This is a genomic window from Brenneria salicis ATCC 15712 = DSM 30166, assembly GCF_003315515.1.
In the GTDB taxonomy this organism is placed as follows: Bacteria; Pseudomonadota; Gammaproteobacteria; order Enterobacterales; family Enterobacteriaceae; genus Brenneria; species Brenneria salicis.
Genome location: NZ_QNRY01000034.1, coordinates 23,592 through 44,185 on the forward strand (window position 1 = coordinate 23,592; position 20,594 = coordinate 44,185).

General features: G+C 51.6%; 20 protein-coding genes and 2 pseudogenes. 8 read left to right on the forward strand and 14 right to left on the reverse strand.

Features of this window, described 5'->3' with window-relative positions; genetic code table 11:
• The first annotated feature begins 59 nt into the window (after window positions 1–59).
• On the forward strand, window positions 60–1,493 hold the full coding sequence (locus tag DES54_RS13600) for a DUF2867 domain-containing protein (protein WP_113868265.1): 1,434 nt from the start codon (window positions 60–62) through the stop codon (window positions 1,491–1,493).
• A gap of 2 nt (window positions 1,494–1,495) precedes the next feature.
• Here DES54_RS13600 and DES54_RS13605 read toward each other — a convergent pair whose 3' ends face one another.
• Window positions 1,496–2,329, reverse strand: a complete 834-nt coding sequence (locus tag DES54_RS13605) for an N-acetylmuramoyl-L-alanine amidase (RefSeq protein ID WP_113868267.1) — start codon at window positions 2,327–2,329, stop codon at window positions 1,496–1,498.
• Window positions 2,330–2,377: 48 nt separating this feature from the next.
• Window positions 2,378–2,701 (reverse strand): heavy metal-binding domain-containing protein, encoded by a 324-nt coding sequence (locus DES54_RS13610; RefSeq protein ID WP_113868269.1) that lies wholly within the window; start codon window positions 2,699–2,701, stop codon window positions 2,378–2,380.
• Between the two features lie 234 nt (window positions 2,702–2,935).
• Between DES54_RS13610 and artP the strand changes: the two genes are divergently transcribed.
• The 5 genes from artP (at window position 2,936) to artJ (DES54_RS13635) (ending at window position 6,749) form a co-directional block, all read left to right on the forward strand.
• Entirely contained in the window at window positions 2,936–3,664 is a 729-nt protein-coding gene (gene artP, locus DES54_RS13615; RefSeq protein WP_205680225.1) for an arginine ABC transporter ATP-binding protein ArtP, read from the forward strand.
• Window positions 3,665–3,684: 20 nt separating this feature from the next.
• Window positions 3,685–4,416, forward strand: a complete 732-nt coding sequence (artJ, locus tag DES54_RS13620) for an arginine ABC transporter substrate-binding protein (RefSeq protein ID WP_113868273.1) — start codon at window positions 3,685–3,687, stop codon at window positions 4,414–4,416.
• Window positions 4,417–4,427: 11 nt separating this feature from the next.
• Window positions 4,428–5,144: an arginine ABC transporter permease ArtQ gene (artQ, locus tag DES54_RS13625; protein WP_113868275.1), complete on the forward strand. Its 717-nt coding sequence runs from the start codon at window positions 4,428–4,430 to the stop codon at window positions 5,142–5,144.
• Window positions 5,144–5,812, forward strand: a complete 669-nt coding sequence (gene artM, locus DES54_RS13630; RefSeq protein WP_113868277.1) for an arginine ABC transporter permease ArtM — start codon at window positions 5,144–5,146, stop codon at window positions 5,810–5,812. Before artQ ends, artM begins: the two co-directional genes overlap by 1 nt.
• 205 nt (window positions 5,813–6,017) lie before the next feature.
• A complete protein-coding gene (gene artJ, locus DES54_RS13635; protein WP_113868279.1) occupies window positions 6,018–6,749 on the forward strand; it encodes an arginine ABC transporter substrate-binding protein in 732 nt (243 codons plus the stop codon).
• Window positions 6,750–6,800: 51 nt separating this feature from the next.
• Here artJ (DES54_RS13635) and rlmC read toward each other — a convergent pair whose 3' ends face one another.
• The 9 genes and pseudogenes from rlmC to nfsA all read right to left on the reverse strand — a co-directional run bounded on the left by rlmC (window position 6,801) and on the right by nfsA (window position 15,453).
• Window positions 6,801–7,931: a 23S rRNA (uracil(747)-C(5))-methyltransferase RlmC gene (rlmC, locus tag DES54_RS13640; RefSeq protein WP_113868281.1), complete on the reverse strand. Its 1,131-nt coding sequence runs from the start codon at window positions 7,929–7,931 to the stop codon at window positions 6,801–6,803.
• A 115-nt stretch (window positions 7,932–8,046) separates the two neighbouring features.
• Window positions 8,047–8,499 (reverse strand): YbjO family protein, encoded by a 453-nt coding sequence (locus DES54_RS13645; RefSeq protein WP_113868283.1) that lies wholly within the window; start codon window positions 8,497–8,499, stop codon window positions 8,047–8,049.
• 119 nt (window positions 8,500–8,618) lie between these two features.
• Window positions 8,619–9,464, reverse strand: coding sequence for a putrescine ABC transporter permease PotI (gene potI, locus DES54_RS13650; protein ID WP_113868285.1), 846 nt, complete (start codon window positions 9,462–9,464; stop codon window positions 8,619–8,621).
• Window positions 9,461–10,420, reverse strand: a complete 960-nt coding sequence (gene potH, locus DES54_RS13655; RefSeq protein ID WP_205680224.1) for a putrescine ABC transporter permease PotH — start codon at window positions 10,418–10,420, stop codon at window positions 9,461–9,463. The genes potI and potH overlap by 4 nt, the downstream gene beginning before the upstream one ends.
• 20 nt (window positions 10,421–10,440) lie before the next feature.
• Window positions 10,441–11,574, reverse strand: a complete 1,134-nt coding sequence (potG, locus tag DES54_RS13660) for a putrescine ABC transporter ATP-binding subunit PotG (protein WP_113868289.1) — start codon at window positions 11,572–11,574, stop codon at window positions 10,441–10,443.
• Between the two features lie 148 nt (window positions 11,575–11,722).
• A complete protein-coding gene (gene potF, locus DES54_RS13665; protein ID WP_113868291.1) occupies window positions 11,723–12,832 on the reverse strand; it encodes a spermidine/putrescine ABC transporter substrate-binding protein PotF in 1,110 nt (369 codons plus the stop codon).
• 356 nt (window positions 12,833–13,188) lie between these two features.
• Window positions 13,189–13,668 carry a type III secretion system chaperone family protein gene (locus DES54_RS13670; protein WP_113868293.1) on the reverse strand — a complete coding sequence of 160 codons (480 nt, stop codon included), beginning with the start codon at window positions 13,666–13,668 and terminating at the stop codon, window positions 13,189–13,191.
• Between the two features lie 137 nt (window positions 13,669–13,805).
• Window positions 13,806–14,704 (reverse strand): annotated as a pseudogene (rimK, locus tag DES54_RS13675) (30S ribosomal protein S6--L-glutamate ligase).
• A gap of 29 nt (window positions 14,705–14,733) precedes the next feature.
• Window positions 14,734–15,453, reverse strand: coding sequence for an oxygen-insensitive NADPH nitroreductase (nfsA, locus tag DES54_RS13680; RefSeq protein WP_113868295.1), 720 nt, complete (start codon window positions 15,451–15,453; stop codon window positions 14,734–14,736).
• Between the two features lie 286 nt (window positions 15,454–15,739).
• Here nfsA and DES54_RS13685 point away from each other — a divergent pair, with 286 nt between their 5' ends.
• A complete protein-coding gene (locus tag DES54_RS13685) occupies window positions 15,740–16,006 on the forward strand; it encodes a GrxA family glutaredoxin (protein WP_113868298.1) in 267 nt (88 codons plus the stop codon).
• Window positions 16,007–16,072: 66 nt separating this feature from the next.
• Here DES54_RS13685 and DES54_RS13690 read toward each other — a convergent pair whose 3' ends face one another.
• Window positions 16,073–16,462 (reverse strand): inner membrane protein YbjM, encoded by a 390-nt coding sequence (locus DES54_RS13690; RefSeq protein WP_113868300.1) that lies wholly within the window; start codon window positions 16,460–16,462, stop codon window positions 16,073–16,075.
• A 403-nt stretch (window positions 16,463–16,865) separates the two neighbouring features.
• Between DES54_RS13690 and DES54_RS13695 the strand changes: the two genes are divergently transcribed.
• Entirely contained in the window at window positions 16,866–18,554 is a 1,689-nt protein-coding gene (locus DES54_RS13695; protein ID WP_113868302.1) for an aspartate:alanine antiporter, read from the forward strand.
• Between the two features lie 213 nt (window positions 18,555–18,767).
• Here DES54_RS13695 and DES54_RS13700 read toward each other — a convergent pair whose 3' ends face one another.
• Together DES54_RS13700 and DES54_RS13705 are read right to left on the reverse strand one after the other, a co-directional pair.
• Window positions 18,768–19,973, reverse strand: coding sequence for a serine hydrolase (locus tag DES54_RS13700; protein WP_113868304.1), 1,206 nt, complete (start codon window positions 19,971–19,973; stop codon window positions 18,768–18,770).
• A gap of 326 nt (window positions 19,974–20,299) precedes the next feature.
• Window positions 20,300–20,503, reverse strand: a pseudogene (locus tag DES54_RS13705) (methionine ABC transporter permease); the annotation flags it as partial.
• Between the last annotated feature and the right edge of the window lie 91 nt (window positions 20,504–20,594).

Sequence of the window (20,594 nt, forward strand, 5' to 3'; positions counted from 1 at the left end):
TAGTAATAAATCGTAAGTAATAAACCGCAGCGTTAAGTTTTTCAGGGAGTATATCCGTCATGACATCGCCCTCCGCCCCGATACTGATTCTGGGCGCCAGCGGCTATATTGGCCGCAGTTTATGCGAACGTTTCAGTCAGCAAGGGCAACCGGTGATCGCCGCGGCGCGTCATATTGCCGCCATTGACGCGCAACACTGGCCGGGAGTCGAGTGTCGGCAGGTGGATTTGTGCCAGCCCGATGCGCTGGCCGAAGGGCTGTGGGGCGCGGAAACGCTCTATTACCTGGTGCACAGTATGGGAGACGGTGAAAACTTCACCGCCAGAGAGCGTATGGCCGCCCTGAATCTGTTGCTAGCGCTGCCCGCCAGCCGGGTAAAACAGATCGTTTATCTCGGTGCGCTCCAGGCGAATGACGCCGGAACGAAACATTTGCAGGCGCGTAAAATCACCGGCGATATCCTGCGTCGCAGCGGTATTCCGGTAACCGAACTGCGTGCCGGGATTATCATCGGCGCCGGTTCCGCCGCTTTCGAGATCATGCGGGATATGGTGTACAACCTGCCGATTCTGACGCCGCCGCGCTGGGTGCGTTCCCGCTCCTCGCCGATTGCGCTGGAAAATCTGTTGGTGTACCTGACCGAAATCCGCCATCACCCGGCACGGGAACATCGCATCATGGATGCGGCAGGCCCGGAATATATCAGCTACCAGACCATGTTTGAGCGTTTTATCGCCATCAGCGGAAAACGTCGCTTGTTGATCCCCGTACCGATACCGACGCACCGGGTTTCGGTGTGGTTTTTGCACCTGATTACGGCTGTCCCGCAGACGATTGCCCACGCGCTTATTCAGGGATTAAAACATGATCTTCAGGCGGACGGCACAATGTTGCAGTCGTTGATCCCACAGACGTTGCTTACCTTCGATCAAGCTGTGCGTTCCACGCTGCAAAGCGAAATGGAAAGCACCCAACGCGCCGATTGGGGCAATGATGCGGAAGTACGCGCCCGCTGGAAACCGGATTACGGATTTTACCCCAGACAGGCGGGCCATACTCTCAGCACCCCGGCTTCCAGTCAGGCGCTGTGGCAGGTTATCCAGCGCATCGGCGGCAAAGAGGGTTATTTTTATGCCAATATACTGTGGAATTTACGCGCCAGACTGGATGATCTGTGTGGCAACGGGGTGACTTACGGACGACCGGATCGGCCAACGCTGGAAATCGGCGATAAAATTGATGGCTGGAAAGTGATCTCCATTAAACCGCAGCGACAGTTGGTGATGTTATTCGGCATGAAAGCGCCGGGGCTGGGGAAACTGACCTTCACCATTACCGATCAAGGCTCTCACCGCACGCTGGATGTCCGGGCGCGCTGGCATCCCGCCGGTCTAAACGGGCTGATTTACTGGTTTTTGATGATGCCGGCCCATGTGTTTATTTTTCGGGGCATGGCCGCGCGCATAACCAAACTGGCGGAAGAGTCCACCTGATGTCACCTCGTCGCGCCATACTTTTCCAGCAAGGCATCCACAATCGCCTCGCTGTGCGCATCCGGTTGGCCCTGATGGTTTTCCGGGCGGAAATGCATCTGAAACGCCGCAATCACTTGGTGTTTCTGCCGTGCCGTCATGTCAGGGGATAACGGATAACCGTAGCGCGCCAGTTTATCGAGTAGACGCCCGGTATCCACCGGCTGGTTGACTGGTCTGCCAGCGAGATAAAACACTACTCGCGCTTCATCCGGCCAGACGCCGATACCGGCCTGCGCCAGCGTTTTCCATGGGAAAAGCGGGCCGGGGTCCTGTTTGCGTAATGGAGCGATGTCACTGTGCGCCACCACGTTTTGCGGCGCAATCTGATAACGTGCAACAATTTCCCGCGCCACCGACGTCAGCAAGGCGATCTGCTCAGGAGGAAACGGCGTCCAACGTGTGCCGGTCAGCCTGAGCCGGTAACCCGCATTTTCCAGTTCAATGCCAATCGAAGACAGGTTCAGTCGGGTGAAACCACGCCAATAACTGGCGCCGGCATGCCATGCCGCCTGTGATTCCGCCACTAATTGCCAGACAACCGGTTTCCCCTTCTCCAGCGGCGGATTAGCCGGGATCAGATAATGGGAACTGACTTGTTCATCCGTCAGCGTGTTAAGGGATGTCGGAAAATCTTCCGCTGTATAGTGAATCACCAGAAAGCGGATACGTGATCCCTGCGCACGGGACACCTGCGTTGTCACGACGTGATACTCATGCTGATCCTGGGGCGTGCTGACCGATTGGCACCCCGCCAGCGTCAAACACAGTATCAGCAGAGTAATACATTTAATCATGACGTTTCCGTGGCAACTTATTTTCCTGCATTAGTGATGAACTCATGGCTAACGCTGCAATTTTACCGCCGTGCCGCTCACGGTCACCATCAGCATGCTACCGTCCTTGCCCACCGTTTCGTAATCAATATCAATGCCCACCACCGCATTGGCTCCCAGATCCTCGGCCTGCATCTGCAATTCCTTAAATGCAATCAGCCGCGCTTTGCGTAATTCTTTTTCATAAGCGCCGGAACGCCCGCCGACCACGTCGCGGATACCGGCGAAGAAATCACGGAAAATATTCGCCCCCAGTATGGCTTCCCCGCTCACCACGCCGCAATATTCGGTGATGGTGAACCCTTCCAGACTCGGTGTTGTCGATAACTGCATCATAAACTCCCAGATAATGAATGGCGCGATAACGCCGGTTTTCCCCGCGAATACCCTACCTTAGCCCCCGTTCAGACGACAACGCCGCGCATCTGTCATCAAGCGGTAAATTACTATTTTGTGCTACTATTTAAGCAATAATTCGCTTGTTTACAAATTTTACCCGGTCGAGTTTGCATAACGATACTGCCGACGTTAACATTCGCGGCATCAATGTCTATTCAATTCTTACGCATGTGTATTCAACTAAACGGCATTAACTGTTTCTATGGCGCGTATCAGGCGCTGTTCGACATCACTCTTGATTGTCCGGCAGGGGAAACGCTGGTTCTGCTTGGGCCGAGCGGCGCAGGCAAAAGCTCATTGCTGCGCGTGCTTAACCTGCTGGAGATGCCGCGTTCAGGCCGGTTGTCCATTGCCGGTAATCAATTTGATTTCAACCATACGCCCGGCGATAACGCTATCCGTGAATTACGGCAAAATGTTGGCATGGTGTTCCAGCAGTATAATCTGTGGCCGCACCTTACCGTGGCGCATAACCTGATCGAAGCGCCCTGCCGCGTGTTGGGATTAAGCAAAGACGCGGCCAAGGCGCGCGCCGATAAGCTGCTCACCCGCCTGCGTCTGAATGATTTTGCCGAACGTTATCCGCTGCATCTCTCCGGTGGTCAGCAGCAGCGCGTCGCCATTGCCCGTGCGTTAATGATGGAACCGCAGGTGTTGTTATTTGACGAGCCAACCGCCGCGCTCGATCCTGAAATTACCGCTCAGGTAGTGAACATCATCCGCGAGTTGACGCAAACCGGGATCACGCAGGTTATCGTGACCCACGAAGTCGAATTTGCACGCAAAACCGCCAGTCGGGTGGTCTATATGGAAAATGGGCGCATTGTGGAACATGGGGACGCCGGTCATTTTTCCCAGCCGCAGACACCCGAATTCGCTGGCTACTTATCTCATTGATTAATATCAGGAATACTACGATGAAAAAATTAATCGTTGCAGCGCTCTTGGCAGGACTGAGTGTGTCGGCCAGCGCCGCCGACACTATCCGCTTTGCGACAGAGGCCTCATATCCGCCGTTTGAATTCGTCGATGCCAGCAACAACATTCAGGGCTTTGATATTGATCTTGCCAACGCCTTGTGCAAAGAGATGCAGGCAACCTGCACTTTCAGCAATCAGGCGTTCGACAGCCTGATCCCCGGCCTGAAATTCCGTCGTTTTGAAGCGGTTATCGCCGGTATGGATATTACGCCGGAACGTCAACAACAAGTGGCGTTCACCCAGCCTTATTATGACAATTCCGCGCTGTTTATCGCGCAAAAAGGCAAAGTGGCTGACGTGGCCGCGCTAAAAGGCAAACGTGTCGGCGTACAGAACGGCACCACCCATCAGAAATACCTGATGGACAAGCACAACGAGATTACCACCGTGCCTTACGACAGCTATCAGAATGCGGTACTGGATCTGAAAAATGGCCGTCTTGACGCCGTGTTCGGCGACACCGCCGTCGTCAATGAGTGGCTGAAACAGAATGACAATCTGTCTTCCGTCGGCCAGAACATCACGGATAAAGACTACTTCGGCATCGGTCTGGGCATCGCGGTGCGCCAGAACAACGAGGCACTGTTGAAGCAATTCAACGAGGCGCTCGATAAAATCAAGCAGGATGGCACGTATGAAACCATCTACAAAAAATGGTTTCAGCAGTAATCTGACGCGCAATGATTGAATTTCAACCTCTTGCAAGCGCCGCCGGGATGACCGTCGGCCTTGCCGTTTGTGCGCTGGCGCTTGGGCTTATGCTCGCCATGCTGTTTGCCGTTTGGGAAACCGCCCGCTGGAAACTGCTAAGCTGGAGCGGCACCGTACTGGTGACGCTGTTGCGCGGCCTGCCGGAAATTCTGGTTGTGCTGTTTATCTATTTTGGTTCTTCCCAATTACTGCTGATGCTGGCAGACGGTTTTACCCTGAATCTCTATCTGGTGCAGATCCCGGTAAAACTGAATATTGAGATGGTCGAAATCAGCCCGTTTTTGTGCGGCGTGATTGCGCTGGCGCTGCTGTACGCGGCTTATGCGTCTCAAACGTTGCGCGGCGCGTTGAAAGCGGTGCCGCAGGGACAATGGGAATCCGGTCAGGCGCTGGGTTTGCGTAAATCAGCGATTTTCATTCGTCTGATTATACCGCAGATGTGGCGTCATGCGCTGCCGGGGCTGGGGAACCAATGGCTGGTACTGCTGAAAGACACCGCGCTGGTCTCGCTAATCAGCGTCAATGACCTGATGCTGCAAACGAAAAGCATCGCCACACGCACACAGGAGCCTTTTACCTGGTATGTGGTAGCCGCGGCTATTTATTTAGCGATCACCCTGCTGAGCCAGTTCGTTCTAAAACGCATTGAGCTACACACAACGCTTTTTGAGCGGAGGCCTTCCTGATGTTCGCTTATTTACCTGAACTGCTAAAAGGCCTGCACACCAGCCTGACGTTGACGGCAGTGGCGATTGTTATCGCTCTGCTGCTATCGCTACTGCTTACGGTGGTGCTGACCTTGAAAACGCCGGTGATAGCACCGCTGGCGAAAGGTTATATTACGCTCTTCACCGGCACGCCGTTGCTGGTTCAGATCTTCCTGATTTACTACGGCCCCGGTCAGTTCACGTCTATTCAGCAAATTCCCTGGTTATGGAGTTTGCTTTCAAAACCGTTGCTCTGCGCGATGGCGGCGCTGGCGCTGAACAGCGCAGCCTACACCACGCAGTTGTTTTACGGCGCGGTTAAGGCGATCCCTGCCAGACAATGGCAATCCTGTGCCGCGCTGGGCATGTCGCAACCGCAGACGCTACGCATTTTGCTGCCTTTCGCGTTCAAGCGCGCCTTGTCATCGTATTCAAATGAAGTGGTGCTGGTGTTTAAAAGCACCTCGCTGGCTTACACCATTACATTGATGGAAGTGATGGGTTACAGTCAGTTGATGTACGGACGGACTTATGACGTGATGGTTTTCGGCGCCGCCGGGATTATCTACCTGTGCGTTAATGGGTTGCTTACCTTGCTCATGCGTTTAATCGAACGTCGTGCTCTGGTATTTGAACGCCGTAACTGATCCCCGATTATTGACGCACAATCAAGCAGGCTGGCGACGGCCTGCTCTTTTATCGCAGTAGCCTGTCGTTTTACTCAGCAATAAAACGATTTTTTAATCATTTTATTTGAATATAAATTCATTAAGTGGCAAGGTTACCGCCTCGGTGCCGGAGTCAGTCCGTGCAATGATTTCCATCCTTAAAAGAAAAACCTGGAGCAGGTTGATGAAAAAATTATTGATCGCCACATTGCTGGCTGGAGTAACATTCAGCGCCGCCACCGCGGATAACATCCGCTTTGCGTCATCGGCTACCTACCCGCCTTTTGAATATCTGGATGCGAATAACGGAATCGTCGGTTTCGATATGGACCTGGCAAAAGCACTGTGCAAACAGATGCAAGCAAACTGTACTTTCACCAATCAGGCCTTTGATAGCCTGATCCCGACCTTGAAATTCCGTCGCTATGACGCCGTTATTTCAGGCATGGATATTACGCCGGAACGCAGCAAGCAGGTGGCATTCACTCAACCCTACTATGCCAACTCTACGGTGGTGATCGCGCAGAGAGGTAAATTCAACAACGTTGCCGAGTTGAAAGGCAAACGTATCGGTATGGAAAACGGCACCAAGCATCAAAAATATATGCATGACAAGCACCCGGAAGTGAAAACCGTCTCTTATGACAGTTATCAGAACGCGGTGCTGGATCTGAAAAACGGTCGTATTGACGGCGTATTCGGCGATACAGCCGCCGTGAATGAATGGCTGAAAACCAATCCAAACCTGGCAACCGTTGGTGAGCATGTCACCGATGCGCAATATTTCGGCACTGGTCTGGGTATTGCGGTTCGCCCGGATAACACCGCCTTGCTGGAAAAACTGAACAAGGCGCTGGACGCGATCAAAGCGGATGGCACTTATAAAGCCATTAATGATAAGTGGTTTGCGCAGTAATCGGTTTATTACAAACGACGCGGTCTGAAAAAAACCGCGTCATTACCACACTCAATCCGCTCTTTGCAGCAACACCAGCACTTCGTAATGCGCCGTATGTGGGAACATATCGAATAGTTGCACCCGTAAAGCACGGTAGTTTTTCAATTCATCCATATCCTTCGCCAGACTCTCGGCATTACAGCTGGAATAAAGAATGTAGTCCGGGGCCACGCAGTTCAGATAGGCGCATAACTCGTTGCCGATACCACGACGCGGCGGGTTGACCAGCACCAGATCGGGGATTTCCGCTTCGGCGATGGCAAAACGTGTGGAATCCAGCGCCTGAAAATCCACCTGCGTTAGCCCCAACTGCTGTGCGGAACGGCGCGCGCAGGCAATAGCCTCAGCGCTGATTTCAATTCCCGTAAGATGAATCTGCGGCGATGCGCAATGCAGGCCAAAACCGCCCACCCCGCAAAACAAGTCCCACATGCTGGTAATATCAAGTTCGGCGACCCAGTCGCGGGCGGTGGCGTACAACACTGCCGCCACCTGTGGGTTGGTCTGGAAAAAGCTTTGCGGGCGAATGTACAACGGCACCTGATTAAACTGTTCGGCCAATGACGACGAATCGCTAAGCAGGATCTCGGCCTTTCCTTCCATTATGGCCTGATGAATCGGCTGGATGTTGGCGGAGATGACCTCAAGCTGCGGCAATTGCTGTTGTAGCCAGGGCAACGCGGCGCGAAGTTGTTCGAGTTTGGTTGGCGAACGTAACACGAAACGCAGCATAAACGCGCCATGCAACGTGCTTTCCGTCAGCAATAGATATTTCAACTCTCCCCGGCGACGCGCAACGTTGTAAGGCGTTAGTCCGGCTTTGGCGATAAATATTTTCAGTACGTCAAAAACCGCAAGAAAACTGGCGGGATAAAGCGGACAGTCACAGAGATCGACCGCGGTGCCGTCGCGATGCATCATCCCTAACATCGGACGTTCAACGCTGCCGCTGACCACCATTTTCGCTTTATTGCGAAACCCCGACAGCGCCGAAGAATAAACCGGCAACCATTGCTGAACGCCATGCGATTGCAATAAACCGGCAAGATGCTGTTGTTTATCGGATAATTGCTGCGGGTAGGCTTTTTCCAGCCATTGACAGGAACGGCAGGTTCCCATGCTGTATCGTGCACAATGCATAAAATCTAACTATCAGGATAAAGACTAATGAGAGGAATTGTATCACCGCCGATGAATATCCCCCGCATCTTTCAGGCGTAAACCAGCGGAAGTCTAAATCAGTGGCCTGGCAGGTTTATTTCTGTCGTTGAAAAAAACGTTTGCTGCGGCGGGGTAAAAACAACAACACGATAACCAAAAAGTCCGGTATTTTCTGAAGCATCAGTTGATGCAGGACCGAGGTATTATCATCTCCCGAAATATGGAATATCGAGGGCAGAAATTCACTCAATGAGGCAAACAGCAAATACAGCGTCACCAGGCACTGACAAATAATATATCCCCAACGTCCCCAATTAGCCCCGGATAATACCGCGAATCCGCAGCGGATTTCCGTACAGATAATAATAAACGACAGCAACACCACCAGCGTTGAATCCCAGGCTTCGGCGCTGCCGCCAAGCCAATTGCCCACACCACTTGGCCCCAATTCCCATATCAAGAGTAAAACCCCCAGAAAACGGGTTGCGATAATAGCGATGCCCGCCACCATGACCGGAACCGGGGCATACACTTTGTGCTGAGTCATTGACTTCTTGGTATACAGAATTTCAACGCTCCTCCGTTAAACAGAACCAATCAACAACGCCGCAAAGAATGGCGGCGTTGTTGACTTAGGGCATGACTGACTTTCGCTGATTTACCGAGTCAGCCGCGTCTCGCCTTCTGCATATCGCGTTGACGCTGCTTATCGGCTCTTGCCATAAACCACCAGGCAATAAAACCGATGATCCCCACCACTAACAATATCAACGACGCCAGGGCGTTAATCTGTGGATTAACGCCCATTCTGACGCTGGAGAACACCAGCATCGGCAACGTGGTTGAACCCGGCCCCGCGACAAAACTGGCGATGACCAGATCATCGAGCGACAGGGTAAACGCCAGCAGCCAGCCTGAAATCAAGGCGGGCGCAATCATCGGCACGGTGATGATAAAGAAGACTTTCAGCGGCGCGGCGCCGAGATCCATCGCCGCCTCTTCAATGGAGCGATCGAGTTCACGTAAACGTGCGCTGACCACCACCGTTACGTAGGCGGTACAGAAGGTCACATGCGCAAGCCATATGGTGAGCATGCCTCGTTCGGCGGGCCACCCAATGGCATGCCCCAGCGCGACAAACAGCAGCAGCAGCGACAAACCGGTGATCACGTCCGGCATCACCAGCGGCGCGGTCAGCATAAAGGCAAAGCCGTTCGATCCGCGGAAACTGCCAAAACGCACCATCACCACCGCCGCCAGCGTCCCCAGGATCACCGCCATCGTCGCAGAGGCGGCGGCGATCGTCAGACTGAGCACGACAGCGCTGATCATCGCCGAGTTATGGAACAATTCGGTGTACCAGCGCGTTGACCACCCTGCCCAGACAGTCACCAGTTTCGAACTGTTGAAGGAATAAATCACCAGCATCAGCATCGGCGCATAGAGAAACGTAAAACATAGCACCAAAATCACAATACGCCACGGTGAGCGAACGACCGGTAGATTATTCATGCCTCATCCCCCGCGGCTTTGCTCTGATGTTTATGGAACCAGATAATCGGCATGATCAACAACAGCAACATGATAATCGCTACTGCTGACGCTACCGGCCAATCCCGGTTATTAAAGAATTCCTGCCACAGAATACGGCCAATCATGATACTGTCCGGCCCGCCGAGCAGTTCCGGGATCACGTACTCCCCCACCGCCGGAATAAAGACCAGCATGGAACCGGCGATAACGCCGCCTTTGGTGAGCGGTACAATCACGCTGAAAAAGGTTTTGAGCGGACGCGCGCCCAAATCCAGCGACGCTTCCACCAGCGAGTAATCAAGCCGGGTAAGCGCGGTGTAAATCGGCAGCACCATAAACGGCAGATAGGAGTAAACCACGCCAATATAAACCGCCAGATTGGTGTGCAGGATCACCAACGGCTGATCAATAACCCCCAGCCACAACAGAAAATTATTCAGAATACCGTTATTTTTCAGAATCCCCATCCAGGCATAAACGCGGATCAGGAACGATGTCCAGGACGGCAGGATCACCAGCAGCAGCAGAATATTGCGGGTAGACGGCTTGCTATGCGCCACCGCCCAGGCCAGCGGATAGCCGATAAGCAGACAAAACAGCGTGGAGACAGCCGCCACTTGCAACGATTGCAGATAGGCATCGATATACAACGGATCGTCTAGCAGATGCAGATAGTTCCCCAGATTCAAGGAGATATCCAGCCGGCCCTCCACCCAGGAAACCAGATCCGTATACGGTGGGATCGCCCGCGCCATCTCCGCCAGACTGATTTTGAAAACAATCAGGAACGGCAGCATAAACAGCATCAGCAGCCACAGATACGGCAGCGCAATCATCAATTTGCGTCCGTGCGCCTGACGCCAGCGCGCCATCAGCAATTGCAGACGCCCTCTGGTTTCTCCAGGCGGTTGCTCGGTGTGCTGTTCGGGAAACATTGTCATGACGTTATTCCTCACTACACCGTCAACACCACACAGCTATCGGCATCCCAGCACAACCGCACTTCGTCGCCCCAGGTGGGCGCGCCTTTGCGATAGCGGTAGGCATTCTGTAACTGCGCGCTGATGATTTGTCCGCTGGCGAGCCGCACATGATAGATCGACAAGTCGCCCAGATAAGCAATATGCACCACCTCACCAACAGCGAAATTACAGCCATCAGCGGGAACCTCTTCGCACAGCATGATTTTTTCAGGGCGCAACGCGATATAAACCGGCACGCCGTCCACTACAGAGACATCCGAATCCACTTTCAGAGGATGCACCAGCCCTGGGCTTTGGATAATCAACGCATCATCGCGACGCTCGGTCAACATGCCTTCAAACATATTCACCGAACCGATAAATTCGGCGCTGAAGCGGGTGTTCGGATGCTCGTAGATTTCCTCCGGTTCGCCAATCTGCACGAACTTGCCGCGGTTCATAATAGCGATACGACCCGCCATGGTCATCGCTTCTTCCTGATCGTGGGTGACCATGACGCAAGTCACCCCGACACGATCCAGAATATCGACCACCTCAAGCTGCATACGGTCACGCAACTTTTTATCCAGCGCGCCCATCGGTTCGTCAAGCAGCAACAATTTCGGACGCTTGGCCAGGCTGCGCGCCAACGCCACGCGCTGACGCTGACCGCCGGAAAGCTGATGCGGTTTACGGCGGGCGAATTCCTGCATGTGCACCAGCGCCAGCATCTCTTCTACGCGATCCTTGATCTCTGAGCGGGACAACTTGTCCTGCTTCAGACCAAACGCAATATTTTTTTCCACCGTCATATGGGGAAATAACGCGTATGACTGGAACATCATGTTGATGGGACGCTGGTAAGGCGGCACCAGCGACAGATCCTGACCATCAAGCACGATTTGCCCCTGAGTCGGGTGTTCAAAACCTGCCAGCATGCGCAGCAACGTGGATTTTCCACAGCCTGAAGCGCCCAGCAAGGCAAATATTTCACCTTTATAAATCGTCAGACTTACGTCATCGACAGCGGCCTGACCATCAAACGACTTAGTCAGATTACGCACTTCCAGCAACGGGGTGACCGCTTTTTGCGGCTTCGGCTGGGGACGGGGAATAACATCATTCACTTAGCATTGCTCTCCGGCAAAAGCAGAACAAATCACAACTCTTGATGCAAAAACAAACCATACAAACAAAAGTTGTGACACGTATACAGCGCAAACAGGCGGGATTAGCCGCCTGTTATTTATCGTATCGCGTCAGGACGAAAAACGATTATTTTCCGCTTTTCACCCTTGTCCAGGCGCGAGTACGGGTACGATCAATTTGCGGCGACTGAACTTTAAGCGTAAACAGTTTGGCGCGCACATCCTCCGGCGGATAAACACCCGGATTGTTACGGATATCCTCATTCACCAACGCCACCGATTCCTTATTTGCACTGGCGTAATACACGTGATTACTGATGTTGGCCATTACATCCGGTTTCAGCAGATAGTTCATGAATTGATAAGCTTCATCGACATTTTTAGCATCGGTCGGCATGGCGAAAACATCAAAGAATGCCAGCGCGCCTTCTTTCGGGATACTGTATTGCACATTGACGCCGTTTTTAGCTTCCTGCGCCCGGTTAGCCGCCTGCATGATGTCGCCCGCCCAGCCTACGGCTACACAGATATCGCCGTTCGCCAAGTCATTGATATATTGTGATGAGTGAAAGTAGCGAATGCTCGGACGCAGTTTCAACAGCAAATCGGTGGCTGACTTGGTGTAGTCGTCCGCTTTGCTGCTATTGGGATCTTTACCCTGATAGTTCAACACGGTGGCGAAAATCTCTTCCGGCGCATCAAGGAAGGAAACGCCGCAGCTTTTCAGTTTCTCCAGATTTTCCGGCTTCAACACCAGATCCCAACTGTCGACCGGGGCATCCGCGCCCAATGCGGCTTTGACTTTCTCCACGTTGTAGCCGATCCCGGTGGTGGCCCACAGGTAAGGCAGCGCATACTTGTTATCGGGATCGTGCTGAGCAATCAGTTTCAGCAATTCAGGATCCAGATTCTTATAATTCGGTAGTTTACTTTTGTCTAATGGCTGAAATACCCCGGCGGAGAGTTGACGCTCCAGAAAGCTGGCGGAGGGAACGACCAGATCAAACCCCGTGCTGCCCGCCATGAGTTTGCCTTCCAATACTTCATTGGAATCAAACACGTCATAAACCACTTTTATGCCCGTTTCTTTTTGGAAATTCTGTAACGTGTCCGGCGCGATATAGTCAGACCAGTTATAGACATGTAGTGTTTTCTCTTCCGCAGACGCGGTGACGGACGCAGCCATCAGCAAGCCGGCAACAACACCCGATAGCCATGTTTTACGTTGGGTGAACATCCGTTCCTTCCTCCATACAAGGGGGTGATTCATGGGAGTAAACTTGTATCATCGCGATACAGAACTTTTCCTGTGTGTGAACAGCCGCGTTAAATATCGGTGCATGGCTATGCACTCCATTCATCTATAAATTACGCGGCTGCTGCTGAAATCAAGCATAACCGTAGCGCTTCAAGCTTGCCATAGTCGAAAGTAAAAAATGACTTTTATCGATTATTTATTCATAATTTATTTATGTGATACGGTCACTTAGTCGTAAATAACGGCGAATATCCGGTGACGAGTGGAAAATATAGAATAAATCATTGATTATACAAAATAAGTAAAACTGATTGCTGCCGTTGGCAGCAATACCGTCAGTGTAGATGAGAGTAGTGTGGCCTTTCAGCAGAAGTGTCTTCATCGCCGCCGATAAACAGCAGATTATTGGCGCCCGCCTCCAGAATGATCATCGAAATCTGCTCTTCCGACTGCATCATGAAATGCCGGAACTGTTCCAGCGTCATTCCCGCCGCCACACTAACTGACTGGCAAACAATGAGTTTGGGCAGATTATCATCCTGGACATCAATGAACGCCTTGACGGTCAGAGAACTGGCGTTTATCTGGCTTAAATCGCCGACCAGCGGAATCAAGGCGCTGGGCTTCACTTCCGCCAGCGCGGAAAACAGGATGACGTTATCCACCAGATCGACCTTGGCATCAAATATGCCGTCAAAATTCTGCATATGGGGTAAATGGAGCGCCTGACAGGAATCACATTCAAAAAACAGAATGTTCAACTGATCCAGCCACCGCCGTAGCATATTCAGATCCGGGACGATGAGTGAATCCATGATTGTTTGCCTCATACTGAACTATTCTTAAAAAGGGGCCATAGCTTACGGAATATTCTATTCCGATGCCATGATAAAAGCGCTTTAAATCACACAGGTCAATATTCGATCACGTGTTCCATCGGATGATAAACACGCTATCTTTTACTGACAACCGCCAACGTGCGGATATGCTGCTCGATAAACTCAATCATCATGCCGGCGATATCCAGTCCGGTGGTGGTTTCAATGCCTTCCAGACCAGGCGACGCGTTGACTTCCATCACCAAAGGCCCCTGCTCGGCACGCAGGATATCCACTCCAGCCACATTCAGTCCCAGCGTTTTCGCCGCTTTGAGCGCAACCGCCCGTTCCTGTGCCGTAATCCTGACCTTGCCGGCCGAACCACCGCGATGCAGATTAGAACGAAACTCACCCGGCTTCGCCTGCCGTTCAATTGCCGCCACAACCCGATTGCTGATCACCAGACAACGAATATCCCGCCCCTTTGCTTCCCTGATATATTCCTGCACCAGAATGTGCGCATTCAGTCCCCGGAACGCATCAATCACGCTTTCCGCCGCCTGACGGGTTTCCGCCAACACCACGCCGATGCCTTGCGTGCCTTCCACCAGTTTCACCACCAGCGGCGCACCCCCACCATTTCGATCAGGTCGCCGGTATCATCCGGTGAGTGCGCGAATCCCGTCACCGGCAAATCAATGCCTTCACGCGCCAACAATTGCAACGAATGCAGTTTATCTCGCGCTCGGATCACCGCCACGGAATTATTCAACGGATAGCTGCCCAGCATTTCAAACTGGCGCAACACTGCGGTGCCGTAAAATGTAATCAGCGAGCCAATTCGTGGGATTACCGCATCATATTTAACCAACCGACGCCCACGGTAATGAATGGAAGGAGCAGCCGAATTGATATTCATATAGCAGGACAACGGATCAATGACATCAATACGGTGCCTGCGCTCTTCCGCCGCTTCACGCAGTCGCTTGCAGGAATATAACGCGCCGTCGCGGGACAGAATGGCTATCTTCATAAATGTCTAATGTTCCTACAGACAAGATACTAACGTATCGCCCACCCCTTTTGATGTAAGTAGTCCAGCATAAACGGACGCAATTCTTTTTTCAGCGTGCGCTGCACATGTTCACTCCAGCTATCATGTCGATTGCCGGTGCGTTGAAGATAATACTCGACCATTTGGCGATCATATTCCGCTAATTTTTCATCGTCGAGCGGCTGATAAACATTTTCATGCACCAGCATGGCCGCCGGCATGCGCGGTTTTAGCTGCGGATCGGCGTCCGGGTATCCCAGACACAGACCAAATAAAGGTAAGACCTGACGCGGCAATTTCAGTAACGTGGTGACATTGGCGATATTATTACGGATACCACCGATAAATACGCCGCCCAGTCCCAAAGATTCCGCTGCAATCAACGCATTCTGCGCCATAATGCCGGTATCCACGCAGCCAATCAGCAACTGTTCGGCAAAACCGGTTTCGGCCTGGGGAAAAATCTCCAGATGACGATGAAAATCGGCGCAGAATACCCAAAACTCCGCCGCCTGAGCAACATAAGCCTGTTCTCCCGTATAGTGAACCAACGTTTGTCGCATTGCAGGATCGGTGATGCGAATAATGGAAGTACACTGCAAAAAACTGGAACTGGACGCACTCTGGGCAGCGGCGATAATCGCGCTATGCTGTTCATCCGTGATTAGCTGGGAAGTAAAAGCACGAATGGAACGATGGCGTTGTAGTAAATCAATCGTTGGCGTCACTCTGCGTATCCTTAATATACCCATCTTACTTCGAAGTTGCAGGCGCGTTGGCTGTGCTCAATCAATCGTCTCAGGAAACACCAAATAACAGCGCAATCCTGACGGCGATTATATGCCAGAGTATTCGCCAGACCAACGTTCGCCTTGCATTCTATTCCCACTTAGACAAAACAAATCAGAATGACTGGTAATTACTACTTTTTTACATCCTGTAATAGAGGCATAGTAAGCCCTATTGACGATTGGCTACATGCCAAAAGCTTTTAAAATCTACTGATGAGTTTACATGTTCGCGGTTATTTTAGGGCGTCCTAGTTGCCCTTATTGTGTGCGCGCTAAAGAATTGGCGGAAAAACTGACGGAAGAACGTGATGACTTTAGGTTCCGCTATGTGGATATTCATGCGGAAGGGATCTCGAAAGACGATTTGTCCAAGACGGTCGGCAAACCGGTAGAAACCGTACCGCAAATTTTCCTGGATGAAAAACACATTGGCGGTTGCACCGATTTCGAAGCTTACGCCAAAGAGCATCTCAGTTTGTTTCGGCAGTAATCATACAAAAAGGCGCTTATATCCTTATCGCGCTTTTTTTGCTTTTGTTCTACCCGTTATTACTGATCATCTTTCGCGCACCTTGTCGTGAATATAGCGCCGATACATCCCATTCAGAAACAAAAAACCTAACGCCCCCAGCACGCTCCAGAAGACCGCGCTCAGAATATAGGCCAATTCCTGCCCGAAAGTACCCAGCGGCATACGCCATAAATGCAAAATAACCAGACAGATCGGCATCGCCATGAGCGCGCCGAATAGTGGGTAAAGCAGACGCCCTCGTACCGACAAAACACTCGCGATCGCGCCAGGCAATAAGAAGAGCAACATCCCGGGGCCGCCCGGCAAACTCTCCCCAGTCACCACGTCCACCACCTCCATTTTTTGACTCAAAAAGACCACGATAAACAACAAAAAACTACAGGCAACGCCAACCCAACTTTTCTCGTTTGCCATGTTTTGCCTCCCTTTAATATGTACACACCTTACACGCCATACTTATCTGATGCCCATGGTGATAAAAGCAACACATAAAATATGGATGGCTGAATATCCCCGGTATGACAAAAAGTGAGATCTTTGCGCTATTGATTAACCATCAGATTTATTGTCTTTCTGATCGTTATACGCGGCCTTTTAGTTGTAAAATCAAAAAACGACTGAAACAGCAGCACCACAGCATTTAACAAACAATAATTAACTGAACAATATTGCTGAATAATTTATACTGGACATGGCCCGATCCCTTTCATTGACGGTTATTTAACGCCATGAAAGGAACCCTTGCATCTAATGAGTAAATTTAGCTGCCAAAGCCATTTACATCAAGAACTTACTGGTAAACAACAAGTTACATCCCATGAATATAAACGTCGCTGATTTGTTAAACGGGAATTACATTCTGCTTTTATTCGTGGTTCTTTCATTAGGACTTTGCCTGGGGAAATTACGTCTAGGTTCGGTACAACTTGGTAATTCTATTGGTGTTTTAGTCGTCTCGCTATTACTCGGACAACAGCATTTTTCGATTAATACCGAAGCGCTCAGTCTGGGATTCATGCTATTTATTTTTTGTGTCGGCGTTGAGGCGGGGCCAAACTTCTTCTCCATTTTTTTCCGTGACGGTAAAAATTATTTAATGCTAGCGCTGGTGATGGTGGGCAGCGCACTGATTTTAGCGCTATTGCTGGGTAAGTTCTTTGGCTGGGGTATCGGTTTGACGGCCGGCATGCTCGCCGGTTCGATGACCTCGACGCCGGTGCTGGTCGGGGCCGGCGATACGCTACGCAATACCATCAGCCTGGGTTCGCAACTTGGTATCGAACAGGATCGTCTCAGCCTCGGCTACGCCCTGACCTATCTGATTGGACTGGTGAGCCTGATTATCGGCGCGCGTTACCTGCCTAAACTGCAACATCAGGATCTGCCGACCAGCGCTCAGCAAATCGCCCGTGAGCGTGGGTTGGATGCCGATAGCCAACGAAAGGTGTATCTGCCGGTGATCCGCGCCTACCGTGTCGGCCCGGAACTGGTGGCCTGGGCCGACGGCAAAAATCTGCGCGAACTGGGCATTTATCGCCAGACAGGTTGCTACATTGAACGAATCCGCCGTAACGGAATTCTGGCCACCCCGGATGGCGATGCAGTGCTGCAACTCGGTGATGAGATTGCGCTGGTTGGCTATCCCGATGCGCACGCCTGCTTGAACCCGAACTTCCGCGACGGAAAAGAAGTCTTCGATCGCGACCTGCTGGATATGCGTATCGTCACCGAAGAGATCGTGGTGAAAAATCATAATGCTGTCGGCAAACGACTCAGCCAGCTTAAGCTGACAGACCACGGCTGCTTCCTCAACCGCATTATCCGCAGTCAGATCGAGATGCCGATTGATGATAGCGTCGTACTGAATAAAGGCGATGTGTTGCAAGTCAGTGGTGATGCCCGTCGGGTAAAAAGCGTCGCCGACCGCATCGGATTTATTTCAATTCACAGTCAGGTGACCGACCTGCTGGCGTTTTGCGCCTTCTTTATTATCGGCATTATGATCGGTCTGATCACCATTCAATTCAGCAATTTTACCTTCGGTATCGGGAATGCCGCTGGTTTGTTGTTTGCCGGGATCATGCTGGGCTTTCTGCGGGCCAACCACCCGACATTCGGCTATATTCCGCAAGGTGCGCTGAATATGGTGAAAGAGTTCGGTCTGATGGTGTTTATGGCGGGCGTAGGCCTAAGCGCAGGCAGTTCGATTGGCAGCAGCGTTGGCGATATCGGCGTACAAATGCTGGTATCAGGATTGATCGTTAGTTTGGCGCCGGTGGTGATCTGTTTCCTATTCGGGGCATATGTGCTGCGCATGAACCGGGCATTGTTGTTTGGCGCCATGATGGGAGCCAGAACCTGCGCCCCCGCAATGGAAATTATCAGCGATACCGCACGCAGTAATATTCCGGCGTTGGGATACGCGGGAACCTATGCGATCGCCAACGTATTGTTGACGCTGGCCGGTTCACTGATCGTGATTATCTGGCCGGAATTACCGGGATAATAAAAATGTAAAAAATTGTCAATATTTCTTAGAAATGGCAGAACTTTTTCACCGGGCGGCAGTCTGAATCTGTGCCACTGCTTTTCTTTGATATCCCCATATTGAGGAGCCCGTCGTTCACGCCATTCAGGTTCAAGAACGATGGGCCTTTTCTTTTTCTGAGGCAGGGTTAATTATCTCACTCCGCAAAAATATCGAATCCGAATCAAACAGTTAACCGAACCAACTACCAAACCACTGCTGAACTTTCATCATCACGTTATCCCATAGTCGGCTAAAGAAACCGGACTGCGGGATGTCGTCCAGCGCTACCAGCGGGCGTTGTCCGATGCTCTTGCCATCGAGTTGGAAATCAATCGTACCGACCACCTGATTTTTTGCCAGCGGAGCGGACAACTGGGGTTGCAGCAACGTAAAACTGGCTTTCAGGTTTTTTATCTGCCCTTTGGGGATGGTCAAGGCCGCGTCCTCAGCCACACCAAGCCGCGCTTCTTTTTGTGTGCCAAACCAGACGCGCTGCGTGGTGAAAGGCGCACCGGCTTTGATTGGCGTGATCGTTTCAAAGAAGCGGAAGCCCCAGGTCAGCAGCTTTTCACTTTCACGGAAGCGAATGCCATCCGTTTCAGCCCCTAAAACCACAGAAATCAGACGCATATCGCCTTGCTTCGCGGACGCCACCAGATTGTGTCCCGCCCCGTTGGTATGACCGGTCTTGATGCCGTCTACATTAAGATTGGTGCTCCACAGCAAGCGGTTGCGGTTGGGTTGACGGATGTTGTTGAAGGTAAACTCTTTTTCTTTGTGCAGCGCATACTCTTCCGGCACATCGCGGATCAGCGCCTGTCCCAATAACGCCATATCACGGGCAGTGCTATATTGGTCAGGCGCATCCAGACCGTGTACGGTTTGAAACTGGGTATTGGTCAGTTGCAGTGCTTTAACATAGTTGTTCATCAGGCTGACGAACGCATCCTGACTGCCTGCAACATAGTCCGCAAGCGCGATGCTGGCATCATTGCCCGACTGAATAACAATGCCTTTATTTAATTCAGATACCGGGATGCGGTCGCCGGGTTTGAGAAACATCAGCGATGAACTAAGCAGTACCGGATTTCCCGTCGCCCAGGCATCCCTTCCGACGGTGACTTCATCCGTCGGGCTGATCTTCCCGGTTTTAATCGCCTGTCCAATCACATAGCTGGCCATGATTTTTGTCAGGCTGGCCGGATCAAGACGCTCATCGGCATTGCCTTCCGCCAGCACTTTGCCGCTATGATAATCCATCAAAATAAAGGCCTTAGCCTCAATCTGGGGTACGGCAGGCAATTGTTCCGCCTGCAATGTCGGGGTCAGCCCCACGAGTAATACTGTTCCCGCCGTAAAGGATTTTAGCCTGGTTAGGAAAATAGTTGTCTTCATGAGATCGCCACGATATCCATAGGTTGTTAAAAACACTTAATTTTCAATATGTTTTGCAAAACTTAGTAATATTTAAAGGTAACGCGCCATGTTTCCCAAGGAAACCATTTAATCTGTAAAGATAGTCAAAGAAATGAAAAGGAATAAAAAATCGCCGGGAGCGATTTTTAACGTCACGCAGTGACGGCCCCGTAGGGTGGCGGGCAGGAATATCACAAAGGTATGCGCCATTGAAAAATGAGGAAGTGCAGGTTGCAACGCGGGCCGAGTCTTAACCTTAATAAAAAACTTAACCCGCGCTTATTCAGAAACGTGTGCCAGTGGACTTATCGCCGCTCACGTTTATCCGCTCGTTTTGCCATCCAGTCACCCAGCGTTTGCACAATCTGCACCAACACCACCAGTGCAATAACGGTGACAATCATTACCTCGGTTTCATAACGGTAATAGCCGAAACGGATTGCCAGATCGCCGACACCGCCGCCGCCCACAATGCCCGCCATCGCCGAATAACCGATCAGACTCACTAAATAACTGCGCCTATTACCGCTCCACTTTTGTTAGTCCAGGTTTGTTGCCTGGGAAAGGTGATGCGGTTTTAATAAATTGTCTGACATTTTT

Excerpts from the sequence above, each read along its gene's own strand:
- DES54_RS13600 (WP_113868265.1), top strand. The coding sequence starts at position 60 with ATGACATCGCCCTCCGCCCCGATACTGATTCTGGGCGCCAGCGGCTAT.
- DES54_RS13605 (WP_113868267.1), bottom strand. The coding sequence starts at position 2,329 with ATGATTAAATGTATTACTCTGCTGATACTGTGTTTGACGCTGGCGGGG.
- DES54_RS13610 (WP_113868269.1), bottom strand. The coding sequence starts at position 2,701 with ATGCAGTTATCGACAACACCGAGTCTGGAAGGGTTCACCATCACCGAA.
- artP (WP_205680225.1), top strand. The coding sequence starts at position 2,936 with ATGTGTATTCAACTAAACGGCATTAACTGTTTCTATGGCGCGTATCAG.
- artJ (WP_113868273.1), top strand. The coding sequence starts at position 3,685 with ATGAAAAAATTAATCGTTGCAGCGCTCTTGGCAGGACTGAGTGTGTCG.
- artQ (WP_113868275.1), top strand. The coding sequence starts at position 4,428 with ATGATTGAATTTCAACCTCTTGCAAGCGCCGCCGGGATGACCGTCGGC.
- artM (WP_113868277.1), top strand. The coding sequence starts at position 5,144 with ATGTTCGCTTATTTACCTGAACTGCTAAAAGGCCTGCACACCAGCCTG.
- artJ (WP_113868279.1), top strand. The coding sequence starts at position 6,018 with ATGAAAAAATTATTGATCGCCACATTGCTGGCTGGAGTAACATTCAGC.
- rlmC (WP_113868281.1), bottom strand. The coding sequence starts at position 7,931 with ATGCATTGTGCACGATACAGCATGGGAACCTGCCGTTCCTGTCAATGG.
- DES54_RS13645 (WP_113868283.1), bottom strand. The coding sequence starts at position 8,499 with ATGACTCAGCACAAAGTGTATGCCCCGGTTCCGGTCATGGTGGCGGGC.
- potI (WP_113868285.1), bottom strand. The coding sequence starts at position 9,464 with ATGAATAATCTACCGGTCGTTCGCTCACCGTGGCGTATTGTGATTTTG.
- potH (WP_205680224.1), bottom strand. The coding sequence starts at position 10,420 with ATGTTTCCCGAACAGCACACCGAGCAACCGCCTGGAGAAACCAGAGGG.
- potF (WP_113868291.1), bottom strand. The coding sequence starts at position 12,832 with ATGTTCACCCAACGTAAAACATGGCTATCGGGTGTTGTTGCCGGCTTG.
- DES54_RS13670 (WP_113868293.1), bottom strand. The coding sequence starts at position 13,668 with ATGGATTCACTCATCGTCCCGGATCTGAATATGCTACGGCGGTGGCTG.
- DES54_RS13685 (WP_113868298.1), top strand. The coding sequence starts at position 15,740 with ATGTTCGCGGTTATTTTAGGGCGTCCTAGTTGCCCTTATTGTGTGCGC.
- DES54_RS13690 (WP_113868300.1), bottom strand. The coding sequence starts at position 16,462 with ATGGCAAACGAGAAAAGTTGGGTTGGCGTTGCCTGTAGTTTTTTGTTG.
- DES54_RS13695 (WP_113868302.1), top strand. The coding sequence starts at position 16,866 with ATGAATATAAACGTCGCTGATTTGTTAAACGGGAATTACATTCTGCTT.
- DES54_RS13700 (WP_113868304.1), bottom strand. The coding sequence starts at position 19,973 with ATGAAGACAACTATTTTCCTAACCAGGCTAAAATCCTTTACGGCGGGA.